At 50.6% G+C, this 13,325-nt stretch carries 11 protein-coding genes and 1 tRNA gene; all 12 read right to left on the bottom strand.

All coding sequences use genetic code 11. From position 1 onward, the window contains the following. Nucleotides 1-12: 12 nt before the first annotated feature. On the bottom strand, nt 13-546 hold the full coding sequence (locus VCU37_RS02875) for an SLATT domain-containing protein (RefSeq protein ID WP_336249124.1): 534 nt from the start codon (nt 544-546) through the stop codon (nt 13-15). After that, nucleotides 543-3,518: a type III restriction-modification system endonuclease gene (locus VCU37_RS02870; RefSeq protein WP_336249123.1), complete on the bottom strand. Its 2,976-nt coding sequence runs from the start codon at nt 3,516-3,518 to the stop codon at nt 543-545. Before VCU37_RS02870 ends, VCU37_RS02875 begins: the two co-directional genes overlap by 4 nt. Before the next feature lie 3 nt (nt 3,519-3,521). Then, nucleotides 3,522-5,483: a site-specific DNA-methyltransferase gene (locus VCU37_RS02865; RefSeq protein ID WP_336249122.1), complete on the bottom strand. Its 1,962-nt coding sequence runs from the start codon at nt 5,481-5,483 to the stop codon at nt 3,522-3,524. Continuing rightward, nucleotides 5,480-5,701 (bottom strand): helix-turn-helix domain-containing protein, encoded by a 222-nt coding sequence (locus VCU37_RS02860; RefSeq protein ID WP_336249121.1) that lies wholly within the window; start codon nt 5,699-5,701, stop codon nt 5,480-5,482. The genes VCU37_RS02865 and VCU37_RS02860 overlap by 4 nt, the downstream gene beginning before the upstream one ends. A gap of 157 nt (nt 5,702-5,858) precedes the next feature. Then, on the bottom strand, nt 5,859-6,248 hold the full coding sequence (locus VCU37_RS02855) for a hypothetical protein (RefSeq protein ID WP_336249120.1): 390 nt from the start codon (nt 6,246-6,248) through the stop codon (nt 5,859-5,861). 200 nt (nt 6,249-6,448) lie between these two features. Then, nucleotides 6,449-8,512 carry a cell wall-binding repeat-containing protein gene (locus VCU37_RS02850; RefSeq protein WP_336249119.1) on the bottom strand — a complete coding sequence of 688 codons (2,064 nt, stop codon included), beginning with the start codon at nt 8,510-8,512 and terminating at the stop codon, nt 6,449-6,451. Nucleotides 8,513-8,881: 369 nt separating this feature from the next. Further along, a complete protein-coding gene (locus VCU37_RS02845; protein WP_336249118.1) occupies nt 8,882-9,100 on the bottom strand; it encodes a hypothetical protein in 219 nt (72 codons plus the stop codon). Then, nucleotides 9,100-9,828 carry an ABC transporter permease gene (locus tag VCU37_RS02840; protein ID WP_336249542.1) on the bottom strand — a complete coding sequence of 243 codons (729 nt, stop codon included), beginning with the start codon at nt 9,826-9,828 and terminating at the stop codon, nt 9,100-9,102. The genes VCU37_RS02845 and VCU37_RS02840 overlap by 1 nt, the downstream gene beginning before the upstream one ends. Beyond that, nucleotides 9,812-10,543, bottom strand: a complete 732-nt coding sequence (locus VCU37_RS02835) for an ABC transporter ATP-binding protein (RefSeq protein WP_336249117.1) — start codon at nt 10,541-10,543, stop codon at nt 9,812-9,814. Before VCU37_RS02835 ends, VCU37_RS02840 begins: the two co-directional genes overlap by 17 nt. Nucleotides 10,544-10,982: 439 nt before the next feature. Continuing rightward, a tRNA-Ala gene (locus tag VCU37_RS02830) sits at nt 10,983-11,055 on the bottom strand. Nucleotides 11,056-11,127: 72 nt separating this feature from the next. After that, nucleotides 11,128-11,283: a hypothetical protein gene (locus VCU37_RS02825; RefSeq protein WP_336249116.1), complete on the bottom strand. Its 156-nt coding sequence runs from the start codon at nt 11,281-11,283 to the stop codon at nt 11,128-11,130. Between the two features lie 2 nt (nt 11,284-11,285). Further along, on the bottom strand, nt 11,286-13,289 hold the full coding sequence (gene pknB / locus VCU37_RS02820; RefSeq protein WP_336249115.1) for a Stk1 family PASTA domain-containing Ser/Thr kinase: 2,004 nt from the start codon (nt 13,287-13,289) through the stop codon (nt 11,286-11,288). Between the last annotated feature and the right edge of the window lie 36 nt (nt 13,290-13,325).

Raw genomic sequence — 13,325 nt, 5'->3', positions numbered from 1 at the left:
TTACTCATCCTCTCATTCAGGATTAGAATCATTGAATACTTTCTCATCAGTGTTGAGCGCCTCTGAAGCTTTTTCATAGTTCTTCCGTGTCGTTCGAACGGGGATACTCGCCAGCGTTTGCCTCTCTTGCTTAGCGAGTTGATCTCGCTTCTCGATTGCTTCGTTGAAGGTGACCGCCCCTGTCTCAAGGTCGACCACCAGCGCTTCGTACTCTTGGAATATTAAGCGCAGTTCGCGAGCTGCTGCTGCGTGATTTTTTGACTCGTTAGGAAGATCAAATGCATCACTTGCCAATGAAACACCTGTTGTAAGGAGCGCAATGAATGAAATGATGAGGTTTGTGGCTTGCTCTGCCACTATTGTACCAGCCAGTGAGACAAGGAAAGTGGTCGCACTAACGGCCGTCAAAACGATACTTGCACGTTTGCGCCAGCGTTCGATGCAATCTATCTTATCGGCAGCTTTCTCATGAGTTTTGTATGTGTACAGAATCCTGTCGCGTCGATTTTTCAAAAGGGAAAGTTGGGAAACATTCTCGTTACTCACTGTTCCACTACCTGTTTGATGAGCGTGACGATGTCGGCGTGCTTGAGCTGCGGGGAGAACTGGACGTTGATGTTATCGTCGCTGATGGATTTGAAGAACTTCTTGGCTGCTTCAAACCGCAGCGTCTCTGACTCGCGTAGGTCGGATTGGGCGTTGACGTCCTTGGTTTCGATAATGAAGTTCAGCGATATTTTGCCGTCTGCTCCTTTGAGCACGTACATGAAGTCTGGGCTTGTGGTTCCACCGAAATAGACCGGCACACGAATAGACCGCCGGGGGATCTTGCCGTAGACGACGACCTCGTCAAGCGCGTCGGAGTCTTGGATGTTGTCCTTTTCTTTCGGGGAATCGTAGACGAACGCGTCGTAGAGGAACTTATCTGGCACGTTCGCGCTGGCATCACGGTAGATACCAATGTTGCCTTGGACGATGTCGCGTAGCGGCTGCCCGTCTGGTTCGGTCAGTGCTGTGGCTCCCAGTGGCGCGTCAATACGGGTATAGGAGAAGCGGTTGATGAACTCGCGTTGCATCCACTCCTGGAACTGGGCGACGAACCTAGCCAGCGTGGCCTTGTTGAAGAATCCCTCTGGTAGTGGGTGCTTCGCGTTGTAACGCACAAGCCCAGCGTTGATCGCCTGGATCGGCAGATAGGTTTGCAGATAGGCGCCTTTAAGCCAGTCACCGTAAGTGAGTGTGCCATCAATAGAGAACATAGCCTTGGTTGATGTTTTTGCGATCAGTTCACCATCGTCGTCACGTTCGATCGTCTCTTGCATGAACCGTCCGGTCTGCGCGGTGTAGATCCCTGAGTCCAGAATGTCGTCGATACAGGTTGCGATTTCCTGCTCGGCGAGGTCTTCGAGTCTCAGGTAGTACTTGGCGTTGACAGCCTCCCACAAGTTTTTAAGCTCGGCGTATCGCCCAGGGCGGATACCCACCTTGGTCTTGGACTTGTTCGTGACAACCTTGTCGGGCTTGAGCTTGCCCACGTTGAACTGTGGATAACGGTCGAACAGTTCTTGTTCCTTGCCCTCCAGCACGTTGTAGTCCCGGTCGATGAGTTTGTGGGTGCGCCGCAGGTCGAAGAACAAATCGTCTTCGCTTGTGCCGAGCTCTGCAGCGACCTTGGGTAAGAGTTCCTTCACTGATGGGGTTGACACGGCAACGTCGGAGTTGATCTCGCCGATTAGAGCGTTAGCGAACGACTTCTCGGTGTAGTCGATCAGGTAGGTGAGGTAGAACTGCTCGTGCGCGAGCCGTGTGCCGCTCACGTCGACGGGCAGGCGCAGGCCGCGTCCCACTTCTTGGAGCTTGGAAATCTCTGAGCCCGAGGAGCGTAGCTTCACGATCTGGAAAACATTCGGGTTGTCCCAGCCCTCACGTAGTGTCCACTTCGAGAAAATGAACCGCATCGTATTCGGTGTGCCGTCCGGATTCGTAAACGAAAGCAACGACTGTTTATCACGCAGGATCTGATCGACTTCGGCTTTGATTGCCTCATCGCTCGCGGAATTATCTGCAGAGAAATAGCCACCGTTCGTTGCCGCTACGTCTGCTAGTGACGCACGCAAATAGGCGACATACTCTTTACCAACTGTGGATGTGTCGTTCTTATGCTTGTCGATTTGCTCGCCCAGTTTGGTGGTGAGGAGTTCATGGAAGCGCGCACGCAGATGCCCAGGACCGTCCTCGCCACGGTAAGACTCGATCGAGTCGATAAAGAACAAGGTGAGTGTTTTGACCTTGGTGGAGCGACGAAAGTTCTCCCACTCGGCTTCGAAGTGATTATCCAGTGCTTGCTTCATCATCAAGCTCTGATAAGTCTCTGAATACACGCGGCTAGCCAAAATATCGCCCGTAGCAAGAATCTGCCCGTTCGATAACGTGACACCGGATTTGATCAGCGCGTTCTCGGTCTTGCCCACGCCCTCAACCGTGACTCCAGCGAAGTCACCATCGATATCGCCCAGAGATTCACCAACTCGCAACGTGATGGACATGCCCGTGTCGAGGTTGATAAACGTCGCACTCTTGGGTTTCGAGCGCGACATGCCAATGAGCTTCAGACGCACAGATTCACTGCCGTCGTCTTGCGGGTATTGGATCGCCACGCCCTTGACGAGCTGTTCGTTGAACGCCTCAACCGATCCAAGGTTGAACACAAGATTGTTGTAATCGGTCGCTCCGGACTTGTCGAGCTTCGGGAACGTTGCACCGAACCGGAAGATCGCTTGCGGCTGGATCTGCTCAAGTAGGACTTGGTAAGCCTTGTTCTCACGCCGGAACCTGTGCGGCTCATCAATGATGACAACCGGGCGGGTCATCGCCAGCGCCTCATAGGGCTGGCTCGACATTCCCAGCACCGACTGGTCATAGACTGTCGCCATCGTTGCCTTTGACTGCAACATGCCATCAGTCATCAACAACGCGCTAATGCGGCCTTTAGCTAGCCGGGAGGCTTGCACAAAATTCGAGATCGCCGAAGGAAACATTTTACGGCCCTTCGAACGCTTCTGCGGATCGAGCACCTCAAGATCCAGTTTGAAACGACCACCATACGTGTCATCGAAATACTGGCGAGCATAATCGGCCTTGATGAAAGCGCGGGTGCCTTCCTTAATCGGAGTCGACGGCACCAAAATGATGAACTTATGGAACCCATAAAGCCGGTTCAACTCGAACATCAACTGCGTGTATACCAAGGTTTTACCAGTACCGGTCTCCATCTTGATGTCCACACCCAGCACGCCATCATCAGTGCGGGTACGCCACACTTTCGGCACAGCCGCCACACCATCAACAGCCCCAGCCTGCAGTTGGGCAATATTATGCGTGATCTGCGGATCCCCAACGTCAAAGACTGGATTCGCCTCTGAAGGAGACAAGAAACTCAAATCAACATCCGCGAACACCCCAGTCGCTGCATCCAACGCGCGCTGCTGGTGGTCGAGAGTTTGAAGCTTAATCTGCATCAGTTAGAACCTCTCGATCAGGTCAACGGTCTTGCCCGACTTCAACACAGCCAGATTCTTCTTTAACTCGTGCATTACCGAGAACTCAACCGAATAGCCGAACACCACAACCCTAGACAAGCCCAGTTCGCCAGTCTCCAGTAGACGGACAAGAATCATCACGTCATCACTCGTCAACCCAGCATCAATGACGTAACCAGAATCACCGCACACGTCCAGCTCATACTTGGCCAGCTTCACCTTCTGAGGTGTCGCAGTCAGACCGCGGCCATCCTTCACCAGCCACGTCGCCAAGACGGTGTCATGGCCAGGTGTCCCATCCAGATCGAACTTCGACACATAGTCCCCAGCGAACAACATATCCGCTTGCTTGGGGTCGAAGGCTTCCAGTTGATGCAGTACCTGCCCCGACGGTTCCTCCAGCCTGAACAAGCGGAAACCGTAATCGATGTCCGCGCCAGTCTCTTTCTTGATCTTCGCAGCCGCACGCTTGATACGCGCACGACCAATCTCATCAATCGTGCGATAACCAGCATCGTAAGCTGGCTTTCCAAGTTCGATCTTCTCGGGTATCTGGACCATTATGTATTTCCTGTTACCGCCGTCCTCCGCATTAAGTTGCATCATCGCATTGGCAGTCGTAGCGGAGCCAGAAAAGAAATCAAGAACTACACTCTCCGAGTTAGTCACAAATCGAATTACCCTCTTGAGAAGATTTATAGATTTTGGATTGTCAAAGACGCTTGCCCCCATTAATTGATCCAGCTGGGATGTATTCGCACGATTGTCCTCGTAGTAGACACTAGATAGCGTGTCCTTGACCGTTTCAAGTCGTTTTTTGATCTTGGGTACCGTGGTCTCATTTACTCCCCACTCGACATCCCCTCTCTCTGCAGCTTCGAGAAAGGTTTTCTCTGGCCAGCGATAACCATTCTTTGGTTTTGCACATACTCGGTGCGTAATTGGGTGGAGAATGTCAAAGCGATAATCTCCAGGTTTCGTGTTCGATGAGTTCCCTGGATAGTAAACGCCGTACTCATCCACCCTGTCGTAGTGTTTCACCCCGTCAAGGAGTTCTCCTTGCGTTTGAATCCAACTGCGTAATCTTTTCTGAATTTCATCCGGAGCGTTGCCGAATTTCATTTTCAAATATGAGTATTGTTCGAGTATTAGATTCGCTTTTGAACTTTGCGCAGACCATGACTGTTGGGCTGACTTATTTAGCGCGTAGCATGTAATGTACTCATGCTCCGTAGCTATCTGCGATTTATTATTGTCAGTTGCCGTCTTCCAAATAATTTGACCAACGAAATTCTGTTCACCGAATACCTCGTCGCAGAGGAGCTTGAGGTTCGTCTGCTCATTGTTGTCGATACTGATGAAGATGACTCCATCATCAGCGAGGAGCTCTTTTGCGAGTTGGAGTCTCGGGTACATGAAGGTGAGCCATGCTGAGTGTGAGGACTTGCCTTGAAGGTCTAGGACTCGTTCGGCTTCGTCTTCGCTGAGCCCGATCTTGTCGATAAGCTGCGCGGACGTGAAGCCAAAGTCGTCGTTATAGACGAACCCGTCAGAGCCCGTGTTGTAAGGAGGATCGATGTAGATGCATTTGACCTGTCCAGCGTATGAGCCAAGAAGGTGCTTGAGTGCGTCGAGGTTGTCACCGATGATGTAGAGGTTCTCCGACTCCTTGTTCTCCGGCTTACGGTTGTGTTCAAGGTCTGGGACAACAACGGTTTCGGTTTCAGTGGAGGTCAGATATTTGGCATATGATTTGCCGAGGAATTTGAGCTCGTAGCCTTCCTTGGTGATGCTGACGTCGCCTTCCTTGAGGCTCTCTTGGAGCCGGTCGAGCATGAATGCCCCGTCTTTGTCGAAATACTCCGGTAGCGCTGCGCGTAGTCGTTCAATTTCAAATTCGTTAGGGGTGACGGTTGCGTTGTGTTCGCGTGCATCACGGATCATTGTGCGATCTCCTGTTCGTTCGAGACAACCTCGCAGATGTCGGCGATATCGCAGTTGAGTGCTTGGCAGATTCGAGTTAAAACGTTGTTGGTGATATTGCCGTTCTTAAACAAATTGGGAATAACGGTCACCGATAGGCCTGTCCCGTGGCGTATATCTTTTCCGGTCATGTTTTTGTCGTCGACGAGCTTCCACAGTGGTTTGGAGGTGATGATCACGACTGGCTATCTCCTGCATCGTTGTGGTCGATTTCGAGGTTGTAGGCAAAAGCCATAGAGGAACTTGGCCTTTATCAAGGTGGATGATTTGGCTCACAGCAACAGTGTCCTAAGCTCCGTTGCCATGCGTCTTGGTGGCGTCGAAGGAGAAGAACGCTTACTTGGGCTCATAAGCTCCCCTTGTGAGAGTGTGGCGGTCAGCGTAGATGATCAGAAGTTCGATAATTTTCTCATCAGTGCCAATTGGCACGGCAGTTTTGCGATAGATCGCTTCTAACCACAAGCGTGAACATCGATACCCCGGACTGCGGTCAGCCACCACTTTGGTTTGGGAAGGGTCAAAGGGGGTGATGGTATCCAAGGCAGAAGAAAAGGTGGCGGAGGTGTCTTTGACCAGTTCACTTACTCCGCGAACATGCACCCACTTGACCCCTTCGGTGCTATCAACAGATTCAACAAGCCATTCTTCATCCCGAATGATCACCAGAGAGCCTGGTGCGAGCGCTAACTCCCCCTCCGGGTGTTCACAAACCGAACCTTCGATCATTCGAATACAACTCCCTATCGCGAACCTGGTGATACCAGACACCAACTAGCCTTGTGTAGGCTACACCATTTCACGTTGTAAAGGTAATGAAATGTAACTTTTTTGGCGTAAAACGTTACATGGCCCCACCTTCAAAATGGGGCGAGCAGCGAAACGGACCCCCGAAGGGGCCCGTTCGTTCGGTAAGGAAATACCGGGTTTTACTTACCCAGTTCTTCAATAACCTTTTCGCTGAAGCGGGTTTCACCGCCGTAGACGTTGATGTACCCAATCTGTGGGTTCGTCTTGAGGTATTCCGTCACGTTTGCGGGAATTGCGGTTGGTACCAGCAAGAGTGGACCTTCCTTTTCAGCGATGTGATAGCCACCGGCAAGGGCATCAGCAAAGTCAACGGTGGTAGCCATACCAATGATCTTCACATCCTTGAAGAACTGGTTGGCCACGCTAATGCTGAGGGCAGTGGGCTCCATCCCAGCAACCATTTCCTTGGCGGCGTTGGTCTTAATGGCCTTGTCACCGATAGCGGTCACCTTGACGCTGGCATTTTCCTTCAGGTATGCGGCCGTCTCAGGAGCCATCTGATCGCCATTGGTCAGGAGGGTTGCGCCTTCAACCTTAGCTGCCACCGGGCCAGCAATCAGGTCTGGTTGCCAGTCAGCACCGTCAACCAAGACGAATTCCTTCTGCTTATTCATCGCCTTGAGCTTCTTGGCGGTTTCTACTGCGGTGGCGGCACGGTTCGCACCGGCAATACGTTCCACCTTGCCGCCATTCTTAACGACGGCTTCTTCGACAGCCTTATTCAAGGCCTCTTCGCCACCCATCAAGATGACCTGGCCACCGTTAGGCTGCAAGCGCTTAATTTCCTTGGCGACAGCTTCATGGAGTGTGGTGGACTGGGTCAACAGGATTGGTGCATCTAGTTCATCAGCCAACGGCACCGCAGAAACGCTGTCAGACACATTGTCGGCACGTGCCAAGATGACGGTCTTTGCGCCACTGCGATAGGTGCTGCTCGAAATGCGCGTAGCGGTTTCGAAACGGGTTTCACCATCAAGCTGGTTCACGATACGCATCGCAGGAACCTTGGGGGCTTCAGTGAGCGCACCGCTTGTGTCTGCCATTACATCGGCAACAGGTAGCTTACCCCAGAAGTTGCCTTGGGCATTGAAGGCTTCCTTCGGTGAAACCGTGCCATGATCCTTGAGCTTTTCCTTGGTAGGCAGAACAGCCTCAGCCTTGGAGAAGTCGTTGCCGGTGATCTTCACGGCATCCTTCCCAAGAGGAATCCCTGCGGGGTTCTCAATGGCCACTGGGCCGATAAACTGGTTGCCGGTGATCTCGACGCCCTTAAGTGGCATACCGACATCTGCTGCCGGACTCATCAGGCGAATACCGCCGCCCTCATCACTGGGTGAATCAAGATAGAAGAAGTTATTGCGAACGGTCACGTTAGGACGTTCGATGTACAAGACGGAGGCATGGTCCTTAACGTAGTGACCATCAAACTCGCAGTTTTCGACAAGCACCGGACCGGATTCACCCTTTGATGGGCCAAAGGCCAGCATGTAGCGATCCTTCTCGGGGATCTCATGCAAGAGGGCGTTCTTGACGGTGACCTTGGCACCTCCGGTTTCACCAGACAGGGTTGCCACGTGATAGAAGGACACATTGTCGATCATGATTTCATGTTCGACCTTGCCACCTGGCAGCATGCCCTTAATGGTGCGAGACATACGATTACCTTCAACACGCTTATTCAAGAACACACTGTTGGTGATGGATAAGCTGCTATGGGCCTCAAATAGCACTCCGGAGAACCGGGCAGTTACACCGCTCACGGCCAGCGGTGATTTCACCATAACGCCGTTGACAGCTTGGGCATCACCAACAACGAGATTGGTGCGCTTGGCGCGGTAGTCGGTCCCAGGTCCACCAGGGAGATCGGCTCCGCAACCCAGAATCGTGATCTTGCCTTTCGCGTTGATTTCAGGCGGAAGGAGCTGGTCATCACAGGTTGTGATCTTAATCGTGACTTCCTTCACCTTGCCTTCCGCAAGGGTCTTCGTGGCGTCTTCAACAGCCTTAACCAAACCGTCCTTCGCGGTGACGGTGATTTCGCTCCCAGGTACGGGGGCAGGAGCTGTTGCCGTAGGTGTTGGCGTCGGTGTCGCGGTGGGTGCCTGAGCCAGCGCCGGAACGGACAAAGTCAGGGCGGCTACTGCCGCCATGGTTGCTGCGTTGAGTTTACGATTCAGTTTCATAAAGGGAGCATAAACACTTTGCAGTCAGAACGGAAGATGAAATCTAAAAAATCCTGAAAGAAGGTCAAAAGGCCTTGTTAGTCCAATGAACCATGTGGTTTGAGACGTGTTTGAGCTGGTCAAATGGTGATTCATGCACTACTTAGGAAGTCCTTAGTGAAGTGCAATTGGTCAGTTTGGAAAAGGTCCTTTGGCCTTTACTGGTAGCCGGATTTGCTTCGTAGCCTGGGTAGCTGTACTGATTGGATTGGATGGAGGTGCCACCCGTGGGAATACACCGGACCTTACGTATTCCACCTCTTGTGTGGTGGTGGAATACGGGCACTGAAACCCTTCGTGTAATGCTGGAAGCAGGTTAAGTGTTGATGGCTAAGAGAGTAATGACTGGAATGTTCCACTCAGGATGCCCAATAATCCAACAGCAATAAGAATCCAACCGATGGTTTGAGGCTTCTTACTTTCCTTGCCTTTGGAGAAGAAAAAAATAGCTATCCCGATAATGATTAATAACACGCCAAAGATAATATTAATAGGTGAAATCACTCCTCCAAAAATATTATCAAGAAGGCTATCTACAGCAGATTCCATTATAAGACCTCCATGGTATTGACTTTGATAGTAAGCATCATTGCTACTAAAAGTGCTACAATCGTAGTGATTAGCATTGTTGCTATTGAGAGCGTATCTACATTACTATTGTTGCTTATCGGATTGAACATAGCATTACAGAGTAGGGAAGCTATAAGTACACCCGATATAATTGTTGTAGGAACTGACTTTTTAATGAATCCTATACCGACAGAGATGACGCCAATTCCTGCCGCAGTAATTGCCATTATGGAAGTCGTTTTAATAAATTGTATTACTATGTCAGCATTAAGTTGATCATCGATAAGTGGAGAAAATTGCTCAGATATACCAAAGACAGTAAATGATATAAGATTAGATAAAGTCATCGCTAGCGCTGTGAATAGAGAAACAACGAGTAGCTTTGCTAGGATTATCCTGCTTCTTTTTGTTGGGTATGTGAAAAGGAGGATAGCGTGCTTGCCTTTATATTCCTCTATGATGAATGATGTATGCATTACAGCAGACATAGTTGCAAATACTGCCATACTTAATATAGAGAATAACGAAATTACATTACTATATCCTGCAAATATTTGTAATTCTGGGTCAGGATCAATTTGAGGTGCATAAGCAAATAGATAAATAAAAACTATCATTATAATACAAGTGATGATAGTAGAAATAATATAGGTCTTCATATTATTTCTACGAAGTTCAAGCTTCATTAAGTCAATCAACTTGGTCACCTCTACCCATAATTTCAAGGAAGTATTCCTCTAATCCATTTGGAAAGCGTTCCTTAACGTCTGCCATTGAGACTTCTTCGATAATACGTCCATCTACAAGAATGCCTATGGTATTAGCAACATGTTCTATTTCGCTAAGAATGTGGCTAGATAATAGGATGGTAATACCTTGTTCATCTCTCAGCTTTAGGAATAAATCTCTTATTTCCTTAATGCCTATTGGGTCTAATCCATTTATGGGTTCATCTAATATTAGTAGCTGGGGTTTGTGAACAAGAGCCCTTGCGATAGCTAGTCGCTGGCGCATACCCATAGAGAATGTTGATACAGGTTGGGGGCCTGTATCACGTAAACCCACCAGTGACAGTATGTCCTCAATATTATTTTCTTTACCCATGTAGGTTAGATGAATCTCTAAGTTCTCTACTGCTGATAGATGTTCATAAAAGATAGGAGTATCAATAAGTATTCCAAGGTTGGAAAGTATTTTATCTCGGTTCTTTTCATGATCGAGGTCAAAAATTTGAATACGACCCACGGTAGGGAAAAGCATGCCAGATAGAAGTTTGAATATAGTTGTCTTTCCAGCACCGTTGGCTCCTAAGAGGCCGTAGATGGTACCCTCTTGAATATTAATATCGCAGGACTTTATAACTTCCTTGTTTTGAAAACTCTTCGTAAGATTATTGACTTCGATAACAAGATCGCCACTCATCGAAATAATCTTTCCTTCATGTTGATTGCAATAACAAGATTCGGATTGATTAATTTCGACTGAGTGTAAGAGTATGAAGGCTTATGAATCAATAGTCAGAATGGGGTATATGCCCTGGTACTCCGTGTATATCAAGGTCATTTGTGTGCGGAGCTATAACTGACTAACACAGCTATTCATTTCGTCACCACCCCCTCAAAGTAGTGCTGACCACTGCAAACGATGCCCATTCAAGGGCAATGGGTGAGAGCTTGGGCATCGGCGTCCAGGGATGTGACTCAGTTCGCATTGATGATAAAAGATACGTAAAATATGAATTATTGCCTTGCTGGTTCGGATGGTAAAAGGTATTGAAGCCATCCACTCACATCGCCAAGACCAAAACAAGGCCCACAACCCAGCCACTACCCGTGACCTGGTGCGAGCCTGTTACTTGGAGTGGAGCTAACCGGAATCGAACCGGTGACATCTACCTTGCAAAGATAGCGCTCTACCAACTGAGCTATAGCCCCAAGAGACGTACAGGGTACCTCGCTTGGGGCTATCTTCAATCATTCTTCTAAAGCATTGGCCTCACGGGTGACCTAGACCTCGTTGAGACCGTCATCATCAAGGAAGTGCCACCCCGGATCGGTCAGCTCTTGGTGCCGTTGCATGAGTACAAACCCAATACCAATCAGGCCGAAGAGCACAACCCACCCCACAACGGAAGTCCGGCATGTGCAGCTACCTTTACCCATCATCAGCCTCCGGGAATGGGTGTGGGCGGGGCCACGTCAATTGGGCCACCTTCACCGCCACCGCCGGTTGGCCGTGGTGAGGGGCGTGGTGAAGGTCGCGTCGTTGGTTTCGCGGTTGGCTTAGTCGTAGGTGTTGGCTTAGCCGACGGTTTTTCACTCGCCGTTGGTTTTGCCGATGGTTTTTCGCTCTCGGAAGGCTTCGCGCTGGGCTTCTCACTTGCCGTGGGCTTTGCTGAAGGGCTACTTGACGGTGACGGTGAAGACGTGGGTTCTTCCACAACAGAGTCAGAACGAATACGCGACACAGTCAACGTAATCGTTTCACCTTCTTGCAGTTCCTCACCCGCGGCAGGGTCAGAGCTGAGAACACGACCATCTCCGGTGCTGTCTTCGTCCGTTTCAACCACGATGCGCACGCACGTTGGTGACCCACAGACCTTAGCCAGCGCCTCACGGGCGGCCAACTCCGTTAACCCCTTCAAATCAGGTACGGTGAAGCTCTGACCACCACTGCTCACAACCAGATTGATACTCGTCCCACGCTTCACTGATGTACCCGCGGCCGGCTGGCTACTGACAATAAGTCCACGTGCAATCTTCGGGTCTGGTTCGCGTGTGACGTTGCCGACTTTCAAATCAAGCTGTTTCAATATTTCCTCAGCTTGGGCACGAGTCATTCGGCTCAACGCCGGAATTGGCACCGTATCTGGCCCAGAAGACAAGATCATCGTTACATTCGAGCCACGATCAACCTTGGTACCCGCAAGGGGATCAGTCGAGATCACATGGTTCGCCTCAATCGTGTCAGATGATTTGGATTCACCAAGCGCAGGCTGTAATTGCTGTTCAAGCAAGAGGGTTTGGGCATCTTGGAAACTCTTACCAGCGATATCAGGCACTTCCACCTGCTGGGTCGCATTCAAGAACCGCATTCCACCCCAGGCAGCACCAGCGATCAGTACCAAGATTGCGGCAACCATCCCGATGGTGGCCCAACTAGAACGTGCCCGCTGCGGGCTAAGCTCTTCGGGATCCTCCTCGTCGTCGTACCACTCGTCGTCATAGTCTTCTTCGGTGTAGCTATCGTCATCGCCACCATTGCCGCCAGCAGCAACAACTGCAGGCACAACACGGGTGGCTTCAAAGGCTTGGGTTGGGTTAGCAGCCACGGCCACCCCATCAGCAGCCATGCGCAAATCATCAGCAAAGGCTTTCCCCGTCGCATAGCGCTCGTCAGGATCCTTTTCCATTGCCTTGAGTACAACTTGTTCAAGCGGTTCAGGAATCTCAGGATTTAAGCTCCGAGGCAGGGGAGGTGCTTCAGATACATGCTTATAGGCCAAGGCAACCGGTGAATCACCGATATAGGGCTGGCGGCCAGTCAGCATTTCAAATAACACACAGCCAAGGGCATACAGGTCCGTTCGGCCATCAACCTTTTGGCCCTGCGCTTGTTCAGGCGCCACATAGGCCGCAGTCCCAAATACTGCTGCGGTTTGGGTGACATTTTCAGCATTGGCGGCACGCGCAATACCAAAGTCACAGACTTTCACGCGGCCATCATCGGCAATCATGATATTGCCGGGCTTAATATCACGGTGCACGATACCGCGTTCGTGGGCAAAGCCTAAAGCCTCAGCGGCTTCGGCAGCCATCTCTGCGGCCCGTGAAGGGTTGATGGCATCCGTTTTTAAAATCTCGCGTAAGGTACGGCCAGCCACATATTCCATCACGATATAGGGGCGCCCATTATCCGTGCCCGTGTCATAGACGGCCACGACATTTGGGTGGTTCAACGCCGCCGCCGATTGAGCTTCACGGCGAAAACGCTCCACAAAATTCTCGTCACGGATGAACTGGTCGTGCAACAGTTTGATGGCAACTTGACGATCTAAGACCTCGTCATAGGCGAGCTCTACGTCAGCCATCCCGCCTTTGCCCAGCAGGCCACGTAGCACATAGCGTCCGGCCACTGTTCGCCGGGCTTGTCCGTCTGTGGGACTCATGATGTCTCCTGTATCAGTTTCTTTACGGCACTAGCC

It is taken from the genome of Stomatohabitans albus (assembly GCF_036336025.1).
GTDB lineage: Bacteria > Actinomycetota > Nitriliruptoria > Euzebyales > Euzebyaceae > Stomatohabitans > Stomatohabitans albus.
This window is presented reverse-complemented; position numbering and strand designations above follow the sequence as displayed.

Coding starts and splice junctions, on each gene's coding strand:
- VCU37_RS02870 (WP_336249123.1), bottom strand. CDS start 3,518: ATGCAGATTAAGCTTCAAACTCTCGACCACCAGCAGCGCGCGTTGGAT.
- VCU37_RS02850 (WP_336249119.1), bottom strand. CDS start 8,512: ATGAAACTGAATCGTAAACTCAACGCAGCAACCATGGCGGCAGTAGCC.
- VCU37_RS02865 (WP_336249122.1), bottom strand. CDS start 5,483: ATGATCCGTGATGCACGCGAACACAACGCAACCGTCACCCCTAACGAA.
- VCU37_RS02835 (WP_336249117.1), bottom strand. CDS start 10,543: ATGAGTGGCGATCTTGTTATCGAAGTCAATAATCTTACGAAGAGTTTT.
- pknB (WP_336249115.1), bottom strand. CDS start 13,289: ATGAGTCCCACAGACGGACAAGCCCGGCGAACAGTGGCCGGACGCTAT.
- VCU37_RS02855 (WP_336249120.1), bottom strand. CDS start 6,248: ATGATCGAAGGTTCGGTTTGTGAACACCCGGAGGGGGAGTTAGCGCTC.
- VCU37_RS02825 (WP_336249116.1), bottom strand. CDS start 11,283: ATGGGTAAAGGTAGCTGCACATGCCGGACTTCCGTTGTGGGGTGGGTT.
- VCU37_RS02845 (WP_336249118.1), bottom strand. CDS start 9,100: ATGGAATCTGCTGTAGATAGCCTTCTTGATAATATTTTTGGAGGAGTG.